The following is an 18,738-nucleotide window of genomic DNA, read 5'->3' as shown; positions in this document are numbered from 1 at the left end:
GTTAGCCTGCCCTAGTAGATCGAGTGTCCAGGGCGGACCAGGAGACCCATCGCGCCGGATCGATCGCGACCACCGGACCCCCGGGCGGAGAGGTCGTGTACTGCACGTACTTCCGCACGAGCGCGTCGATGCCGATCCGGCTCTGTGCCTCGTCGTCGAGCACCCGTGCCGCGCCGTCGACGCGGATCCACCAGAGTTGCGTCCAGTCCTCGGCGTACTCGTCGACCAACAGGCTGACCCGCCCGGTGGCCGTGATGTTGTCGAGTCGTCGCAGCCGCCGCGTCGACTTGGGTTTGTCGTCGACCGCCGTGTAGATCACCCCGCCCGCCATCGCGAAGACCACCGGCACCAGGTGTGGCAGCCCGTCGGCGCCGACCGTGGCCAGCCGCGCGACCCGTGCGTGGGCGACCCGGCTGCGAAGCTCGGCCTGCGGCATCGACGTGGAAGGCACCCCCCCAGCGTAGGTCGCGAGCCGGCCGGAGGTGGGCCGTCAGGCGCTGACGTCGTCGAGGGCCGCGGCGATCGCGGCGGGCAACTCCAGGTCCTCGGCCGCGAGCACGCCGGTGTGCTGGGCGTAGTCCCTTGCTCCGACGATGGCGCTGGCCACCCCGGGCCGGTCGCACACCCACGCCAGCGCCACGGCCAGCGGGGAGGCCCCGAGCCCGTCGGCCGCCGTGACGACGGCCTCGACGACCCGGGCGGTGTGGTCGTCGTTCAGGTACCCGACGACCAGGTCCGCGCCGGACTCGGTCGCCCCGCGGGAGTCGGCGGGGATGCCGTCGCGATACTTGCCGGTGAGTACGCCGCCCGCCAACGGAACGGCGGCGAGCAGGCCGATCCCGTGATGGTCGGCGGCCGGGATCAGTTCGTCCTCCACCCCGCGGGCGAGCAGCGAGTACTCGGCCTGGGTGGCGATGAGCTTGGTGCCTGCCGCGGCGGTGGCCAGCTGCCAGCCCAGGTGGCCGCGCGCGCCGACGTATCGGGCGCGTCCCGTCGCGACCGCGAACTCGAGCGCCGAGGCCACTTCCTCGGCTGGGGTGAACGGATCCCAGGTCGCGACCTGCCACAGGTCGAGGTGGTCGGTGCCCAGCTCCTTGAGGGTCGCATCGAGCTGACCGATCAGCGCGCGGCGGGAGCAGTCGAGGCGTTCGCGGCCCGGATGGATGCCCGAGCTGCTGCTGAGCACGAGCTGGCTGCGTGGCACCACGTCGTCGAGCAGCTCGGCAAGGATCCGTTGTGACACGCCGTCGCCGTAAAATGGCGCCGAATCGACAAGGGTGCCACCGGATTCCGCGAAGCCCATCAGCTGGGCCGCGGCCTCGACGCCGTCCGTGTCCCGACCCCACCCGAGCGTGCCGAGCCCGATGCGGGACACCCGGAGTCCGCTGTCTCCGACCGCGCGCTGCCTCATAATTCGATCACCACAAGAAGGGGAGCGTAGTGGTGCCGCGCGGCGCGCGCCCAGGGGGCGCGCCGGGTACGGTCGCTCCCGTGAATCTTCTTTGCCGCGTTAACGTGTCCCCGGGAGTCAGCCAGTGATCGTGGAATCGATGACGTGGCTGCAGGCCATCGTCCTCGGAGTGGTCCAGGGGCTGACCGAGTTCCTCCCGATCTCCTCCTCCGGCCACCTTCGTATCGTGTCGGAATTGTTCTGGGACACCGACGCGGGCGCCTCCTTCACCGCGGTGACCCAACTCGGCACCGAGGCCGCGGTGCTCGTCTACTTCGCCAGGGACATCTGGCGGATAGCGGTGGCCTGGTTCCGTGGCCTGTTCGACCCGGACAAGCGCGGCGACCACGACTACAAGATGGGCTGGTACGTCATCGTCGGCACCATCCCGGTCGGCGTCCTCGGGTTCCTGTTCAAGGACCAGGTCCGCACCGGGGCGCGCAACCTGTGGCTGGTCGCGACGATGCTCATCGTCTTCGCGCTGGTGATCGCCGCGGCCGAGTACTACGGGCGCAAGCGCAGGCCGATCGAACAGCTCACGCTCAAGGACGGCGTGATCATGGGCTCCGCTCAGGCGCTGGCCCTGATCCCCGGTGTGTCGCGGTCCGGCGGCACCATCAGCGCGGGCCTGTTCCTCGGTCTCACCCGTGAGGCCGCCGCCCGGTATTCGTTCCTGTTGGCGATCCCCGCGGTCACCGCGGCCGGATTGTTCAGCCTCCCCGACGCATTCGCGCCAGCGGGCGAGGGACTCAACGCCAGCGGGGCCCAGTTGATCGTGGCGACCCTGATCGCGTTCGTGATCGGGTACGTCACCATCGCGTGGTTGCTGCGGTTCGTGGTCGACCACTCGATGTACTGGTTCGTCGGCTACCGCATCATCCTGGGTCTGCTGGTGTTCGGGTTGCTTGGCACGGGCGTGATCTCGGCGACCTAGTCTGGTCCCATGACAGTGATCCTGCTGCGGCACGGGCGATCGACGTCCAACACCTCGGGCATGCTCGCCGGCCGGTCGCCGGGCATCGATCTCGACGACCGCGGCCGGGAGCAGTCCCGCGCGGTGGTGGATCGGCTCGCCGGCGTGCCGCTGGCGGCGATCGTGCGTTCCCCGCTGCTGCGCTGCGAACGGACCGTCGAGCCGTTGGCGCGGGATCGGGACCTGGACCCGGTCGCCGACGACCGGTTGATCGAGGTGGACTACGGCACGTGGACCGGACAGGCGATCAAGGACCTGCTGGAGGAACCGCTGTGGAAGGTGGTGCAGCAGCACCCGTCCGCTGCGGTGTTCCCCGACGGCGAGGGCCTGGCGCAGGTGCAGGCCAGGGCGGTCGCCGCGGTCCGCGCGCACGACGCGAGGCTCGCCGAGGAACACGGCGGGGACGTGCTGTGGCTCGCCTGCACGCACGGTGATGTGATCAAGTCGGTGCTCGCCGATGCACTCGGGACCCATCTGGACGGGTTCCAGCGGATCGTCGCCGATCCGGCATCGGTGAGCGTGGTGCGCTACACCGCGACCCGACCGTTCGTGCTGCGGATGAACGACACGGGCGACCTGACGGGACTCAACGGCAGCGCGCCGGCCAAGCCCGCGGGTGTCGGATCGTCGGATGCCGTTCCCGGCGGCGAGGTGGGAAGGTAGGGGGTGGGCGGATAATGAGAGACGCGGCCCGAGTCCCGTCGTGGACGCGACCTGCGCGGCGATTCCGCCCGACCACGATTACAGATATCGACCGCTCGACCAGACGGAGGTGCTGATGTCCCGAGCAATACACGTTTTCCGCACCCCTGATCGATTCATCGCCGGCACCGTCGGCGAGCCGGGTGACCGTGCCTTTTATCTCCAGGCGATCCACGAGTCCCGGGTGATCACCGTGCTGCTGGAGAAGCAGCAGGTACAGGTGCTTGCCGACCGGATGGGACTGCTGCTCGACGAGGTGCACCGCCGGTTCGGCACGGCCGTGCCGCCGCAGGACGTCGAGCTCGAGGACCTCAGCCCGTTGATGACGCCGATCGACGCCGAGTTCCGGGTCGGCACGATGGGCCTCGGGTGGGACGCGGACGCAGGCTCGGTTGTCGTCGAGTTGCTCGCGGTCAGCGAGTCGGAGTTCGACGAGTCCGTGGTCCTCGACGACGCGGAGGACGGGCCGGACGCGGTCCGGGTCTTCCTGACGCCGGAGCAGGCCAGGGCGTTCGCGTTGCGGTCCGAGCGGGTGATCGCGGCAGGGCGCGCACCGTGCCCGTTGTGCGGCGAGCCGCTGGCCCCTGAGGGGCACGTCTGTATCCGCACCAACGGCTACCGGCGTGGCGCGAACTTCGAGCGCATCGACGAACTACCCGAAGAGGAGTAGCCGTTGACCGCCGACCACGTCGTGGACGAGGAGTCCGAGTTGCTGCACACCGGCGAACTGTCAGTGCTGGGTCGGATCGTCAGCGCCAGCAACGCCACGCTGGTCTGCGAGGCCACGAGTAACGGGCAGAGCGTCCGATGTGTGTACAAGCCGATCCGCGGTGAGCGCCCGTTGTGGGACTTTCCGGACGGCACCCTCGCCGGTCGCGAGGTCGCGTCCTATCTGATCTCCGAGGCGCTCGGATGGGGCGTGATCCCGGAGACGATCTTGCGGGACGGGCCGTACGGCCCCGGCATGGTGCAACGCTGGGTGGAGACGCCGGAACCGACCGGCGAGCTGGGTGAGCGGATGGCGCTGGTCGACATCTGCCCGCCGGACCAGGTGCCTGCCGGGTGGTTCGAGGTGCTGCTCGCGTACGACGGGGACGGCGAGCAGGTGGCGCTGGTCCACGCCGACGACCCCCGCCTGCAGCGGATGGCCGTACTCGACGTGCTGCTCAACAACGCGGACCGCAAGGGTGGCCATGCGCTCGAGGGCATCGACGGTTCGGTGTACGGCGTCGATCACGGCATCTGCCTGCACCGCGAGGACAAGCTGCGCACCGTGTTGTGGGGCTGGGCCGGCCAGCCGGTCCACGGCGCACTGCTCGTCGACGTCGAGGCCCTCGCCGAGCGCCTGCGGGGCCCGCTGGCCGATCAACTGCTCCAGCACATCACCGGGGACGAGGTCGACGCGCTGGTGGCGCGGACCGACGCCATGCTCGCGGACCCCGTGATGCCACTGCCGGGAAATCACCGGCCGATCCCGTGGCCCGCCTTCTAGCGGGAACGCATTCCGGCCGACTTCGGGCCCTCCGATAGGCTCGTCCGTATGCAGTCCTGGTCCGACACAGCCGTTCCCTCCGTTCCCGGTCAGGGGCCGCCGCTGCGGCTCTTCGACACCGCGGACCGCCGGGTCCGGCCCGTCACCCCGGGCGAGACCGCCACCATGTACGTGTGCGGGATCACCCCCTACGACGCCACGCACCTCGGGCACGCCGCCACCTATCTGACGTTCGACCTCGTCAACCGCCTCTGGCGCGACGCCGGGCACAACGTGCACTACGTGCAGAACGTGACCGACGTCGACGACCCGCTCTTCGAGCGTGCGGCCAGGGACGGCGAGGACTGGGTCGTGCTCGGCATGCGCGAGACGGCGCTGTTCCGCGAGGACATGGAGGCGCTGCGGGTGCTGCCGCCACGCGACTACATCGGCGCCGTCGAATCGGTGAACGAGGTCGTCGAGATGGTGGAGAAGCTGCTCGCCGCGGGCGCCGCGTACGTGGTCGACGACGAGGAGTACCCGGACGTCTATTTCCGGGCGAACGCGACCGAGCAGTTCGGCTACGAGTCCGGATACGACCGCGACACCATGGAGCGCTTCTTCGCCGAGCGCGGGGGAGACCCCGAGCGGGCCGGGAAGCAGGACCGGCTCGATGCACTGGTGTGGCGCGCCGAGCGACCGGGTGAGCCGTCCTGGCCGTCGCCGTTCGGTCCGGGCAGGCCGGGGTGGCACATCGAGTGCTCCGCGATCGCGTTGAACCGGATCGGTTCGGGCTTCGATGTGCAGGGTGGCGGTAGCGACCTGATCTTCCCGCACCACGAGTTCTCGGCCGCGCACGCCGAATCCCTTGTGCTGGACCGCCGATTCGCGCGGCACTACGTGCACACCGGGATGATCGGGCTCGACGGCGAGAAGATGTCGAAGAGCCGCGGCAATCTGGTGTTCGTGTCGAAGCTGCGCGGTGAGGGCGTCGACCCGATGGCGATCCGGCTGGGTCTGCTGTCCGGGCACTACCGCACCGACCGGGCCTGGACGGGCGACGTGCTCGCCGCGGCCGAGGAGCGCCTCGCGCTGTGGCGCCGCGCCGCCGCGCTCGGATCGGCGCAGTCCGCGGAGGACACCATCGGCCGACTGCGCCAGCACCTGGCGGACGACCTGGACACCCCGAAGGCGATCGACGCCGTCGACGCCTGGGCCAGGTGGGCCGTGGATCACGGCGGCTCGGACCCGTCGGCACCGGGAGCGCTCGCGGACGCCGTCGACGGACTGCTCGGGGTCTCGCTGCGCTGACCGGTGCCCATGCCGTCGACTAGGGTCGGCGGTATGGGGGAACAACGAGATCGAATGCTGCTCGGCGAGCTCTATCGCGACAACGATGCCGACCTGGTCGCGGAGCGGAAGGCCTGCCAGCGACTGCTCGACCAGTTCAATGCCACCGGGGCGGACGAGGATTCGTTGCGCCTCGACCTGTTGAAGCGGCTCCTGGGCTCGATCGGCGAGGGTTCCTGGATCATGCCGCGGTTCCAGTGCGACTACGGATCGCTGATCACGATCGGTTCGAACAGCTTCCTGAACTACGACGCGATCCTGATGGACTGCGCGCCGATCACGATCGGCGACGACGTCTCGATCGGACCCCGTGCCCAGTTGCTCACCGCGCTGCATCCGATGGCCGACCACGAGGCGCGGCGGCAGCGGTGGGAGTCGGCGGCGCCGGTCGTGATCGGTGACAACGTGTGGCTCGGCGGGGGAGTGATCGTCTGTCCCGGCGTGAGCATCGGGGACGACACGGTGATCGGCGCGGGCTCCGTGGTGACCAAGGACGTGCCGTCGCGGGTGTTCGCGGCGGGCAACCCGTGCCGGGTGATCCGGGAACTGCCGTAGCCGGTCGGGATTCGAGGCATTTCCCCTGCGCGTGCAACGGGCCCATGGCGAGGGGGAAAAAGGTTGGACGGGATTCGGTTCAGGTTGATAGCGTGCGCGAGACCGTGACATCACGCGAGGAGGTGGGACCCATGAACGCAGCAACCATGTGGGTGCTCCCACTCGTGTCCACGGTTCGGCGATCGACGTAGGTGTCGCCGGGAGCGCCTCGACAACAAGGCCATCCCGAAAGGCAACACCATGCATTTCACCTCTGAGACATCGTCGAACGGTGTCATCGTACGTACATTCACCCTGGATGAGATCACCGGCGTGCTCTGGTCGCCCACATCAGGAACCGTTGGCGCACCGCTGCTGCTGTCGGGGCACGCCGGCGGCATGCACAAGAAGGCGCCGGGGCTGGTAGCCAGCGCGCTCCACTGCGTGACCACCTATGGGTACACCGTCGCCGCCATCGATGCGCCCGGACACGGTGACCGGCCGCGGAACCGTCAGGATCAACGGTGGGCCGAGGCGATCCATCAGGCCAGGGCGGCGATGGCTCCGATCGCCCCGATCGTCATCGACTACAACATGTCGCTGGCGGAGCGTGCGGTGCCGGAATGGCAGGCGACCCTGGACGCCCTGCAGGCGCTGCCCGAGATCGGCGCCGAAGCGCCGATCGGCTACGGCGGAATGACGTTGGGTGTCGTGACCGGACTGATGCTGACGGCGGTCGAATCCCGGATCGCTGCCGTGAGCTTCGGTGGGGTCTATGTGCACGACGCTCTGATCGAGGCGGCGAGAAAGATCACCGTCCCTGTCGAGTACCGGATTCCGTGGGACGAGGACGAAATCGACCACACCACTGCGATCGCGTTGTTCGACGCCTTCGCATCGAAGGACAAGACGCTGCACGCCCACCCGGGCAGGCACAACCAGGTGCCCGAGTACGAGCGCGACAGCTCGGCCCGGTTCTTCGCCCGTCACCTCGGCCGGGCCGCCGACGCGGCTTCGGACTGACGTGACCGGTATCGGCGTCCGGATCCGTGCCGGACGCCGATACCGCCGCCATGATCCTGCCGACCGGTAGGTCGACCCCGGCGGCAGCGTCCGCCCTCACACCTGTGCGAACTCCAGGCCGCCCTCCGCCGCGGCGAGGACCCGGCGGCGCAGCGGCGAGCCGAGAGCGGCCGCCAGGTCGCTGCCGTCGTGCTCGGCGAGCAGCTCCCCGTCCGTCCACACCAGCAGGGCGGCGCTCACGGACTGTTCCGCGGTCGAATGCGCGAGGTCGTAGTGCGCGCACCCAGGCACGCCCGCGTACGTCACCCAGAGGTCGTATCCGGTCATGAACAGGTCCAGATCGAATTGCACACTCAGGCCGAGCAATTCGCTACGGCCGTTGTCGTCGACACCGGCGAATGCCTCGTCGAGGCCGAGCAGCCGAGGTGAGTGCGGGTCCGCCGAGGACAGCATGACGTGTGCGGCCGCGAACAGCGGCAGGTGCAGCGACACCGACTGCTCACCGCCCGAGAGGGCGCCGTGCCGGGCCACGGTCAGCCGATCCTCGCTGCCGTCGCCGCCGATCAGGGTGAAGGAGAAGACCCGCCAGCGCCGGTAGTCGAGGGCAGTCGCCAGGATCTCCGGGTACGACCGCTCCGGGTGCGCCGCCCGCGACGACCGGATCTGGGCCGCGAAATGTGCTCGCATGGTGGCCAGTTCGTCGGCTCCGAGCGCGGAGGCATCGCGGTCGAGCAGCTTCGAGATCGCCCGCGAGCTCTCGTCGAGGTTGTCGGCCAGCACCCAGTGCACGCCGATGGTGTTGCCCGAGGACATCCGCCGCTCGCGCATCTCGGTGCCCATCTGCGCGATGAGTGCCCGCGCGTCGACGGTGCGTTCGTGGATCTGCTGCGCGAGACCGGTCAGCAGCGCGTCCTCGAGGATCCTCCGCTCGGACTCGGTGAGCAGCTGTTCCTGATCCTGGCGGGCGACGGCGATGCGGCCCGCGAACTCACCGATCGAGGAGTAGCCCTGCTCGTCCTGCACGCGGACCGTGGTGAGCCCGTCCGGGGCGTCCCACTGCAGTCGGTAGTCCTGACCGGCCGCCGCGAGCTGCGCATCGAAGTCCTGCAGCGCCGTGGTCAGTGCGGTCCTGGTGGACTTGCGGGCCCCGTCGCTGACCCGCACGGATTCCGTCGCCTCCGCCAGCGCGCGATGGAGCGCGTCCACCTCGTCCGGGAGCACCGACGCATCGGCGCCTGCCCCGTCCTCGTTCTGGATCCGGTAGACGATCTGGTCGGCGGTCAGCCACGCCGCCGGGCTCGCGGGCCAGGAGTGGTTCTCGGCGATCCCCAACAGTTCGAGCAGGTCGCGGCGGGCGTAGGGCGCCAACCGGTCCGCGTCGGCCCTCGCCTCGGTGAGAGCACTGCGTAGCGCCTCGACCGCCGCGCTGTGGGCACCCTCCGCCTTGCCGATCTGCTCGACCGCGGACTCGTTGGCCTTGCGGGCCGCCCGCTGCTCGGACTTGAGGTCCTCGATCCGGGCGCGGACCTTCTCCAGGTCCGCGTCGATCTGCTCGGCGCTCGCACCGAGGTTGTCGCGCAGCATCTCCAGCCGTTGCACCTGTGTGGCGTAGTTCTCCTCGGCGATCGCCGATTCCTCGGCGAACTCCTCGGCGATCGCACGGGCCTCGCTGTGCCGGTCATCCGACTCGCGGTGGTGCTCGATCTCCTTGTCGTGTTCGCGCCTGCAGCGCTGCACCAGGTCGCCCTGCTTCTCGAAGTGCCGGATCGCGGCCGCGAGCGAGTCCAGTTCCCGGCCCCCGTGCGGGGTCCGGTGCGCGACCGCTGCCGCGCGCAGTTGCTTTTCCTTCGCGCCGAGGTCCGCGATGGCCTGGTCCAGCTCGCGCTGGGTGACGGAGGTCGATTCCGAGCGGGTGCGCAGGGCCCCGGCCGCCTCGGTGACCGATTTGAGCGCGGCGAGCACCGGCGTGGTGCGGGGCAGGGCCTTCGACGCGGCCGTGAGCCGTCCGGCGAGCTCGCCCGCCTCGTGTTGCGCGGCAAGGGCTTCGGTGCGGGACCGCTCGGCCTCCGCGATGGCATCGTCGAGTTCGGCCAGCCGCAGCTCGCGTCGCCGGGCCCGCGCGGTTGCGCCGATGTACTCGGCGTCGGGCTTGCTGTGCCTGCCCTGCTGCACGCCCTGCCAGAAGCGTCCGTCGACCCCGACGCCGACCGCGGTGTCCGGTTCGGTGCGCTCGGCGTGCAGAGCGATCGAGGCGAGGATCGCCTGCACCCTCGCCTCGGGCACCCCGGTGTCGGCCTCGACGGTCAGTACGTCGGCGAGCGTCGGGCCGCCGGGTCGGTCCGACTCGGGCAGGGCGACCAGGTACTGCTCCGAATCGGTTGTCGGGGCAGGGCCGTCGCCGCCGTACACCCACCCGTCGAGGAGGTTCGCGGCCTGCAGCGCGGATTCGACCCCCGCGGCCGTCTCCCGGCTCACCGTGTCGGCGAAGCGGACGAGGCGCCACAGCGGGGCCCCGGCCAGATTCTCGCGAGACCCGGCCCTGGCAGCGAAGGGCGGTGGTGCATCGTCGGTTTCCGCGGAGATCCGATGCCGATCGGCGGACAGTTCGGCGATGAGCGCGGCCGACTGGCCGGCTTGCAGCTCCGCCTGTGCCCGGGTGGCCCGCACCGTGTCGAGGCCTGCCTCGGTGTGCTCGCCGAACACCGTTGCCAGACTCGGTGATTCGTCGTCGCCCGCGCTCGCCACGGCGGAGTCGAGCGCGTCGAACAGGGCGTTGCCGACCCCGATGGAGGCGAACAGGGCCGAATGGTCGGTCCACCAGGACCGCAGCGCCGCCGCGCATTCGGCGCGGGCGAGCGCCGTGGCGGCCTCGGCCTCGGCGACGGCGGCCCTCGACCTCTCGAGCAACTCGCTCCCGCGGGTGTTGGCCCGGTCGGCGCGGGTCCGCTCGGTCGCAGCCTTCTCGACGGTGTCGAGCGCGGCCCGTACCGCGCGCACATCGCCGTCGCGCTCCTCCGCGTGGCCCCGCAGCGTCGCCGCGAACTGGTCGGGACGGGCGGTCGCGGGCAACGGGGTCCAGGCGATCCCGGCGTCCTCGGCCGCCGACTGCAGTTCGTCCTCGGCCCTGGTCAGTGCCGCCGCCGCGCGGGTCACCGCACTCGCGGACCTCGCGGCCTCGTCGGCGCGCTGCTCGAGACCGGCCTGCGCCTTCTGGGCCTTGTCGAGCTGCTGCTCGGTCGAGAGTTTGAGCTGGGCGACAACGGCGGCCAGGTCGTCGAGCTGCTGCTTGCCCTCGTACGCGCCGGACCGTTGTAGCGTCTCGAGGTCGGATCGACCCTGTTCGAGCGCGCGCTCCGCGGCATTGAACCGTTCCTCCGCGGCGATCCGCTCCTGCTGGCGGAGGGTCCGCAGCTCCGCAGCCTCGGCCAGCGCGACGACGCCGTGCTCGACGGACTCGAGTCGCCGCGACACCTGCTCGACGTCCGCTCTGGCCTGCTGGCGGAGGTACTTGGTGTAGACCCCGACGAAGCCCTGCGCGGCCTGATCGGCGGCGGCAAGGCCCTCGAGCGCGCGGCCGACCTCCTCCATGTCGCTGAAGGAGCGGGCCGCTTCGAGCACCAACTGCTCGTCGAGGGGGCGCAGGCCGTCGGTCAGCGCCTGGGACAGGCCCTTCGGGTCGAGGTTCTTCGCCAGCTGAGGTCGGCGCAGGGTCAGGATCAGGTTGATCAGCTGGTCGTAGCGTTCGGCGCCGAGCCCGAAGAGCCGGGCGTCGATCGCGGCCCGGTAGTCGGTGGGCCGGTCGGTGATCGCGTCGGTGCCGATCTGGTCGGCCAGCTGGCGCTTCGTCAGCGGGCGGTCGTCGTCGCCGAGCAGGGAGAAATCGACCCCAACCCGCCCGTCGGCGACGAAATGCCATCGGGTGACCTTGTCGTTCTGCCTGGTGGCGCGCATCCCGATGCCGACGGTGACCGCCTCGGGGTCCGCATGGGATCCGCGGGCGAACTCCATCCAGACGTAGGAGTGCGCGGAGTCCTGGCCGCGGTAGAGCAGGTTCGACTTCATGGTGCGCTCTTCGCCTGCGAACGGGTTCAGGCGACGGGGCTCGATGCGGCCGTCGAGCACGAACGGGAAGAGCACCTCGAGGGCCTTGGTCTTGCCGGAGCCGTTGGGCCCGCGCAGCACGAGGCGACCGTCGGCGAAGGAGAACTCCTGGTCGCGGTAGTCCCAGAGGTTGATGATCCCGGCCCGGGTCGGGCGAAAGCGCGCGCTTGCCATGCGAGTTCTGCCTCTACTTCTCTACTGGTTCGGACGGGGTTGCGGGATCGGGGTTGTCACCGAACAACTCGGGCTGGCTCGCCCGGTCGCGGACGTTCACGACGACGCCGCGGTAGCGCGCCAGCGCAGGCAACACGAGCACGCCGCCCTCGGTGCGGCGGACCAGTCGCTGCTTGTCCAGCAGCGCGACGGCCTGCTCTCGCAACCCGTCGTGGTCGGCCTGCCACTGCGCCGCGAAGGTCCGGCCGAACCGGCGGACCAGGTCCGCCACCGCTGATGCGATCCAGGCATCGGCGATGAGCGGGAACAGCGCGGGCTCGGGGCCGGGCTCGGCGTCCGGTGCCGTGTCGACGGCAGGCTCCTCGGCGAGGCCGTGGAAGACACCTGCCGCGGGGATGGCGCCGTCGAGCGCGTCGATCAGCGCGGCGGTGCGGGTCGGGCCTGCGGGAACCCGGACGAGCTCGCCCGCGTCCGGGTCCAGCACCAGGTCCGCGATCTCGCCCGCCAGGAGCAGGGCCACCTGGGCGACGGTGCCCGTGCTCGGGAAGCGCACGTCCGACATGCGGCCCGAGGTGTCGATGAGCGCGATGCCTTCGGCCCGCCGCTCGGCGACCAGCCCGGTGAGGGACTCGACGTCCGCAGCCGTCCGCGGCAGCGCCAGCTGCAGGCGCTCGTCGTCGTCGAGCTCGTCCGCGTAGACCACCGGGCGTTCCACCAGAGCCCGGCGTACCCGCCGCGCGGTCTCCCTCGGGTCGGCGGGCCGGTCGGGCACGAGCCCGTCCTCGTCGGCGGCCTGGACCTCCTGCCCCGCCAGCAGACCCCTGATCGAGGTGAGGTGCTGGAGGGCTCGCGGCGGCCGGAACAGCGCCACCACGACGGACCGGTCGATGTCGTACAGCGCCTCGCCCGCGCTGGGATTGGCCGCCCAGCCGCCCGCGTCGCCGTCCGCGAGCGCGATGGCGCCCCTGGCCGCGAGCCAGCCGACCGCGTCGACGAACGCGTCCCGGTCGGCGGCCCGCTCGGTGGACAGTTCCACGCCGTCCACCTGGGTGGCGTCGGCCGCGACGTGGTCCGCCAGCTCCGAGAGGGTGATCTGGTTCCCGGCTCGGCCCAGCGCGGCGAGGCACAGGGCGAGGTAGGCGTAGCGGTGCCGGTCGAAGGTGCGGTCGGTACCGGTCCTGGCCGCCGCCGTCGGGTCCAGCCGGTCGGTCACCGTGAACAGCCGTGCCGTCGTCTCGGTGACCTCGAGCCGGTAGCCGAAGAGCTCGAGCAGGTCCTCGCGCAGCTCGGTGGCCCACCTGCGCAGCAGCGGCAGCGCGATCCGGTCCGGATAGTTCTGTGTGACAAGGTGATTGGAGAGGATAATGCGGGCCGCGCGCTGGTAGCTGTCCAGGGCCAGCGGTGGGATCTCGCGCGCCCTCACTGCACGCTCACCTGCAGCCGGTCGAGGTGCAGCGTGCCGCGTGCGGTCCGGACCGTCGTGGACTCGTCGTGCGGGCGCAGCGTCAGCCGGACCCCGTTCTCGGCGCCGGTCGAGCTGCCGACCCGACCGCTCACCGGCACCCGCGCGGTCAGGGCGGCGTTGAGCAGGCTCAGCAGCACCTCGGTCTCCTGCTCGTCGAGCACCCGGTCGTAGACACCCCCACCGGCCAGCGACTTCGCCGCGGTGGCGCGGGCACGCTGCGCTGCGAGCTGCCCCTCGCGCAGTCGGCGGATGCTGGCGTCGTTGCGTTGCACCCGGCCGGGCAGACCGGGAGACGGCGTGCGGCCGGTCTCGGCGAGGGTGCGCGAGATCTCCACCGGTGGGGCGTCCCACCAGGACCGCGACTCGGGGATGATGTCGGCGTCGGGGTGCAGCATCGACAGGTGCCGCGGCCTGCCGAGATCGAACACGGCCTGGTACAGCGCGTGCGCGGCGTCCTCGGTCGGGGTCGCCGCGAACCAGCCGGCCAGGTGCCGCAACTGGCTCTCCCGGCTCACGCCGCCCCGGCGCGTCTCGGTGACGCGGCGCAGCAGCGAGAGCACCGCGGCGATGGCACTCATGGTGCCCTCCCTCAGCCGGTCCGATTCGCTGACCCCCGCGTCGGCGACGAACCAGTGCTTGAGCCCCGACCAGCGCGACCGCCAGTCGTCCTCGCGTTCGTGCAGGGTCAGGAACACCCGCTCGTCGCTGGCCGCGGCCCTGGCCACGAGCCGGTCGATCCCGGTGTCCTCGACGGCCGCGATCGCCTCCGCGAGCTTGGGCGCGTATCGGGCGAGGTCGGAGCTGAACTCGCGCATGTGGGTCAGCAGCGCGTCCTTGTGCGCGAGGAACGACTCGGGGGTGATCTCGGTGGTGCGCACCAGGTCGCCGAGGGTGAGGTAGAACTGGGCCGCCCTTGTCGCCATGTCCGACAGCGTGGAATCGAGCCTGCTGAGCTTGCGGTAGATCAGGTCGCTGTCGGCGTCCCGGTTCGCCTCGGCAAGCTCCCGCATGTCGGCCAGCAGGTCGGGCAGCGCGAGGCGGGAGAGCGAGGCGTCCTCGAGGCGTGCCCCGAGCACGTCCTCGACTGCCAGGAAAGCCTGATAGCCGGCCTGGCTGAACTGGTAGACGAAGTGACGGTTGCGGTACTCCGCGAGGGTGGCCGCCCTTGTGCCGTCGTAGCTGCGTTCGAGCACGCCCCACAGGTGCAGCTGCTCGAGCAACGGCGTGATCTCGGCGCCCGCCAGCCGGCCTGCCTGGTCGTCGCCCGCGATCCGGCCCAGGATCTCCGCGATCTCGCCCGCGTGCAGCAGGACCACGTAGTTCGCCCTTGCGTGGTCGAACGCCCGCAGTACCCACAGGTACTCCCCGCGCTTCTCCGCGCTGGTGAAGGCGAACAGCCGCAGCCGGTCATCACGCGGGCCCGCGGCGGGCGTTCCGGAATCACTCATCGTGAACAGGGTAGGGGAGCGGCCGGACGGTACCTAGCGGGTGTTCGGATCGGCGTTTCGCAACCCGTCGCCGGCCGAACAGACGAGGGCCGGGGGACGCGACCCCGCGTCCCCCGGCCCTCGTCTGTGCTGTTCCGGGGACTACAGCGGCACCGGCGCGCCGTAGGTCATCGCGATGTCGCCGGACGCCGTCTCGACCCGGGCATACGGCCGGAGCGTGACCTGTCCGAGGGCTCCCGAGATGCTGCCGTGCACGCCCGCGAGCCGGATCCGTGCCCCAGGTCCGTCGAACTCCTTCTCCTTGACCAGCGGGACATCGGTGATCCCGCCGGGTTCGAGGTCGACGATCAGATTCTGTTGCGGGATGATGTCGCCTACCAGCATGCCGCGGTTCTCGAAGCCCAGTTGCACGTCGGGATCGCCCAAGAAGTCGCCCAAGACGATGCCGTTGGTGCCCTCGAGCTCGAAGCCGAGGCCGGGGGTGTTCAGCTGCACCGACGCGCCCGTGAGCGCGACCGGGTAGCCGATCTGGTAGCCGAAGGACAGCTTGGTGCCGGTGAAACTAGCTGCCGTCGGGCCGTCGATGGTGACCTGGGCGTAGCCGTTGTGGAAGAACTCCCGACTCAGCGGCGAACTGTCGAGCGGCGGCACGGCGTTGATGTTGGTGTCGCCCTGCGAGACCTCGATCCGATTGCCCTGGTAATCGATGAGACTGTTCGCATTGTTGACCACCGCCGCCGAGGTGCCGTTGCCCAGGATCATTCCCGCGACCGCGAGGGCGGCAACCGCAGCCGCCCGACCAGGCCCAGTTCCGCGGTGGCGCCGAGGTCCACGAATTCTTGCCATGAATTCCACATCCGTTCGGTCGAGTTTCCTCTCGCGTACTCGCGATTGGCCCAAATCAACACAGATCCCCGATGCTTCTCGAACGCTAGTTGATAGCGCTGGCTGCCGCGACATTTTCGGCAGTGTGGCGACAGGTGTTCACGCGCGGTTTCGGTTTGCGGTCTCCCAGGCCTTGTCGTAACGGTTTCCACCGGGTCGTTTGACGTCCTTGCTGCGGTAGACCACATACGGCCTGCCCAGGTATCCGATCGGTGCGCTGAACACGTGCACCAGGCGGGTGTACGGCCAGATCGCCAGGAGCGCCAGCACGGTCAGGCCGTGCAGTTGGAAGCTGAGCGGGACGCCGACCATCAGGTCCGGCTGCGGGTTCAGCGTGAACAGGCTCCGGAACCACGGCGACACCGTCGAGCGGTAGTCGTAATCGCCGAGGATGAGGTTCTCGCCGAGGGTGTTGAACATCCCGGTCGCGATGACTGCGATGAACAGCACGTACATGATCTTGTCGCTGGTGCTGCTGGACTGACGCACGGCAGGCACACTGATCCGCCGGTACACGAGAATGGCCAGGCCGACGACGGTCGCGATTCCCGCGGGCACACCCAATCCCACCGCGAGCAGGTGATAAGTGTGATCGGAGATGCCGAGCGCCTCCGTCCAACTGGCCGGGATCAACACGCCGCCGATGTGCCCCGCGAGCATGGCCAGGATGCCGAAGTGGAACAGCGGGCTGCCGAGCCGCAGCAACCGGCTCTCGTACATCTGGGAGGAGCGGGTTGTCCAGCCGAACTGGTCCTTGCGGTAGCGCCACACATGCCCCACCACGAATGAGGTGAGGGCGATATAGGGCAGGGTCAGCCACATCAGCGTGGTCACCGTCGTTCTCCCATCTCGGGGTGCAATGCGGGGTCGAGCGCGTACGTGTCGAGGCCGACCGCTTCCTCGGGCGGCCCCTCGGCGGCCATCTTCGCCACCTTCTGCCTGTCGTCGGTGTCGAGCTCCGGCAGCGTCGCGCACAGCGCATCCAGGACGGGAGCGAAGGGGGACTCGCTGTCGCGCAGGGACAGCCGGAGCACCTCCACCACGGCGCGGTGCTCGACCAGCAGCCGCCACCCGCGCGCGGCATCGGTCGTCGCCGCGAACTCGAGGACCACGGGCAGATAGTCGGGCAGCTCGTGGTCACCGAGCGTCACGCCGCCGTTGCGGTAGGCATTCTTGAAGCGCAGCAGCGCCATTCCACGATTGCGGGTGTCGCCGTACGCGTAGTAGGACAGGTGCAGGCTGCTGCGCCTGCGCAGGTCGAACGTCTCGACGTACAGAGAGGAGAGCTCGATCCGGGGCGTGCGCTGCATGAAGTCCACGCACGCAACCAGGTTCGCCCCCGCCGGTCCGGGCACCGTCTCGGCCGCCCCGCGCAGGTCGCCGAGCATCCCGAGCGTCTGCTCTGTCGGGTAGTCCAGCAGGAGGGCGGCGATCCGCCACACGACCCGCTGGTCCCGCTCGGACAGGGTCGCCTCCGCCCCCGGCCGGAACTTGTTGGACACCTTGCGGCGCAATCCGAGCGCGACCATCAGGCGCCGTCCCGGTTGGAGGCGGCCGCGGCGGGGATCAGGCCCGCGGTGCTCTTGCCGTCCCAGTTGAGCAGGTTGATCCGGCCGGACTTGTTCTCCGGGGCCGCATCGGAATTGGTGTCGACGACCTGCTCGGTGAGGTGGAACTTGTCGGCCATCACGTCGAACGCGGTCATGCCAGGTCCGCCGTCGTCCTCGAGGCTGCACCCGGTGGCGAGGGCGTCGAGCCGGTGCGCGTCCGAGCCTGCCCCGTTCGGGATGACATACCGGTCCTCGTACTTCGCGATGGCGAGCAGTCGGTACATCGACTCGAGCTCGGTCTCGGTCAACCGGACCGCGTCCGCGACCTCGGGTCGGGTCGGCTCACCCAGGTTGACCCGGCGCATGTGCGCACGCATCGCCGCCAGTCGCTGCAGGGAGGCGCGCACGGGACCGATCTCGCCCGCGGTGAAGAGTTCGGCCAGGTACTCGACCGGGATACGGAGCGAGTCGATGGCGCCGAACAGGTTGTCGGCCTCCTCGCCGTCGTGGCCGGTGTCCGACAGGGCCTCGACGACCGGGGAGAGCGGCGGGATGTACCAGACCATCGGCATGGTGCGGTATTCCGGGTGCAGCGGCAACGCCACCTGGTAGTCGACGATCAGCTTGTACACGGGGGAGTTCTGCGCGGCCTCGATGAACTCGGCGGAGATACCCGCCCGCTCGGCCTCGGCGACCACCCTCGGGTCGTGCGGGTTGAGGAACACACCCAGCTGCGACGGGTAGAGATCTTTGTCGTCGGTGACCGACGCGGCCTCGAGGACGGCGTCGGCGTCGTAGAGCATCACGCCGATGTACCGCAGTCGGCCGACGCACGTCTCCGAGCAGATGGTCGGGATGCCGACCTCGATCCGGGGGTAGCAGAACGTGCACTTCTCGGCCTTGCCGGTCTTGTGGTTGAAGTAGATCTTCTTGTAGGGGCAGCCGGTGACGCATTGCCGCCAGCCGCGGCACTTGTCCTGGTCGACGAGCACGATGCCGTCCTCGGAGCGCTTGTAGATCGCTCCTGACGGGCACGACGCCGCGCAGGCCGGGTTCAGGCAGTGCTCGCAGATGCGCGGCAGATAGAACATGAAGGTCTGCTCGAACTCGAGCTTGACCTTGTCGGAGACCTTGGCCAGCAACGGGTCCTTGCCGACCTGCTCGGGTCCGCTGCCGAGGTCGTCGTCCCAGTTGGCGCCCCAGGTGACCTTGGTGTCCTCTCCGGTCAGCAGCGACTTCGGGCGCGCGACCGGGACCGTGTCCATGGCGGGCGAGGCCAGCAGGTTCTCGTAGTCGTAGGTCCAGGGCTCGTAGTAGTCCGAAACCGTCGGCAGGTCGGGGTTGGCGAAGATGTTGAGCAGCCGCTTGAGCCGGGAGCCGGTGCGCAGCGTCAGTTTGCCGCGCTTGTTGAGCGTCCAGCCGCCCTTCCACTTCTCCTGGTCCTGGTACTGCCGCGGATAGCCCTGTCCCGGGCGGGTTTCCACATTGTTGAACCAGGCGTACTCGACGCCGCCGCGGTTGGTCCACGCCTGCTTGCACGTGACGCTGCAGGTGTGGCAGCCGATGCACTTGTCCAGGTTCATGACCATGGCCATCTGCGCCATAACTCTCA

The 18,738-nt window shown here is 69.8% G+C and carries 16 protein-coding genes; 7 read left to right on the top strand and 9 right to left on the bottom strand.

What is annotated here, in order from left to right:
• Position 1 precedes the first annotated feature (1 nt).
• Entirely contained in the window at positions 2-436 is a 435-nt protein-coding gene (locus BR31_RS0116075) for a TIGR03668 family PPOX class F420-dependent oxidoreductase (protein ID WP_027501860.1), read from the bottom strand.
• Between the two features lie 54 nt (positions 437-490).
• Positions 491-1,411, bottom strand: a complete 921-nt coding sequence (locus BR31_RS0116070; RefSeq protein WP_027501859.1) for an aldo/keto reductase — start codon at positions 1,409-1,411, stop codon at positions 491-493.
• Positions 1,412-1,538: 127 nt separating this feature from the next.
• Here BR31_RS0116070 and BR31_RS0116065 point away from each other — a divergent pair, with 127 nt between their 5' ends.
• The 7 genes from BR31_RS0116065 to BR31_RS0116035 all read left to right on the top strand — a co-directional run bounded on the left by BR31_RS0116065 (position 1,539) and on the right by BR31_RS0116035 (position 7,503).
• The gene (locus BR31_RS0116065; protein WP_197023635.1) at positions 1,539-2,384 is read left to right on the top strand and encodes an undecaprenyl-diphosphate phosphatase; all 846 of its coding nucleotides are present in this window, start codon (positions 1,539-1,541) and stop codon (positions 2,382-2,384) included.
• A gap of 9 nt (positions 2,385-2,393) precedes the next feature.
• Entirely contained in the window at positions 2,394-3,086 is a 693-nt protein-coding gene (locus BR31_RS0116060) for a histidine phosphatase family protein (protein WP_027501857.1), read from the top strand.
• 115 nt (positions 3,087-3,201) lie between these two features.
• Positions 3,202-3,795, top strand: a complete 594-nt coding sequence (locus BR31_RS0116055; RefSeq protein WP_027501856.1) for a DUF3090 domain-containing protein — start codon at positions 3,202-3,204, stop codon at positions 3,793-3,795.
• 3 nt (positions 3,796-3,798) lie between these two features.
• Complete coding sequence (locus tag BR31_RS0116050; RefSeq protein WP_051637481.1) at positions 3,799-4,617, top strand: SCO1664 family protein; 819 nt, start codon at positions 3,799-3,801, stop codon at positions 4,615-4,617.
• 48 nt (positions 4,618-4,665) lie between these two features.
• Positions 4,666-5,907 carry a cysteine--1-D-myo-inosityl 2-amino-2-deoxy-alpha-D-glucopyranoside ligase gene (gene mshC / locus BR31_RS0116045; RefSeq protein WP_027501854.1) on the top strand — a complete coding sequence of 414 codons (1,242 nt, stop codon included), beginning with the start codon at positions 4,666-4,668 and terminating at the stop codon, positions 5,905-5,907.
• Between the two features lie 33 nt (positions 5,908-5,940).
• On the top strand, positions 5,941-6,501 hold the full coding sequence (locus BR31_RS0116040; protein ID WP_027501853.1) for a sugar O-acetyltransferase: 561 nt from the start codon (positions 5,941-5,943) through the stop codon (positions 6,499-6,501).
• 240 nt (positions 6,502-6,741) lie between these two features.
• Complete coding sequence (locus BR31_RS0116035) at positions 6,742-7,503, top strand: hypothetical protein (protein WP_027501852.1); 762 nt, start codon at positions 6,742-6,744, stop codon at positions 7,501-7,503.
• Between the two features lie 96 nt (positions 7,504-7,599).
• On the opposite strand, the gene BR31_RS0116030 is transcribed toward BR31_RS0116035, so the two are convergent.
• The 7 genes from BR31_RS0116030 to narH all read right to left on the bottom strand — a co-directional run bounded on the left by BR31_RS0116030 (position 7,600) and on the right by narH (position 18,730).
• Positions 7,600-11,778: a TIGR02680 family protein gene (locus BR31_RS0116030; RefSeq protein WP_027501851.1), complete on the bottom strand. Its 4,179-nt coding sequence runs from the start codon at positions 11,776-11,778 to the stop codon at positions 7,600-7,602.
• A 13-nt stretch (positions 11,779-11,791) separates the two neighbouring features.
• Complete coding sequence (locus BR31_RS0116025; RefSeq protein ID WP_027501850.1) at positions 11,792-13,201, bottom strand: TIGR02678 family protein; 1,410 nt, start codon at positions 13,199-13,201, stop codon at positions 11,792-11,794.
• On the bottom strand, positions 13,198-14,691 hold the full coding sequence (locus tag BR31_RS0116020) for a TIGR02677 family protein (RefSeq protein ID WP_037176905.1): 1,494 nt from the start codon (positions 14,689-14,691) through the stop codon (positions 13,198-13,200). Before BR31_RS0116020 ends, BR31_RS0116025 begins: the two co-directional genes overlap by 4 nt.
• A 141-nt stretch (positions 14,692-14,832) precedes the next feature.
• Positions 14,833-15,453: an MspA family porin gene (locus BR31_RS0116015; protein ID WP_027501848.1), complete on the bottom strand. Its 621-nt coding sequence runs from the start codon at positions 15,451-15,453 to the stop codon at positions 14,833-14,835.
• A 222-nt stretch (positions 15,454-15,675) separates the two neighbouring features.
• A complete protein-coding gene (narI, locus tag BR31_RS0116010) occupies positions 15,676-16,410 on the bottom strand; it encodes a respiratory nitrate reductase subunit gamma (RefSeq protein WP_027501847.1) in 735 nt (244 codons plus the stop codon).
• Positions 16,407-17,105: a nitrate reductase molybdenum cofactor assembly chaperone gene (narJ, locus tag BR31_RS0116005; protein ID WP_027501846.1), complete on the bottom strand. Its 699-nt coding sequence runs from the start codon at positions 17,103-17,105 to the stop codon at positions 16,407-16,409. The genes narI and narJ overlap by 4 nt, the downstream gene beginning before the upstream one ends.
• Positions 17,105-18,730: a nitrate reductase subunit beta gene (narH, locus tag BR31_RS28920; RefSeq protein ID WP_037176903.1), complete on the bottom strand. Its 1,626-nt coding sequence runs from the start codon at positions 18,728-18,730 to the stop codon at positions 17,105-17,107. The genes narJ and narH overlap by 1 nt, the downstream gene beginning before the upstream one ends.
• Positions 18,731-18,738: the final 8 nt, after the last annotated feature.

It is taken from the genome of Rhodococcus sp. UNC363MFTsu5.1, from assembly GCF_000686785.1.
GTDB lineage: Bacteria > Actinomycetota > Actinomycetes > Mycobacteriales > Mycobacteriaceae > Rhodococcus_G > Rhodococcus_G maanshanensis.
This window is presented reverse-complemented; position numbering and strand designations above follow the sequence as displayed.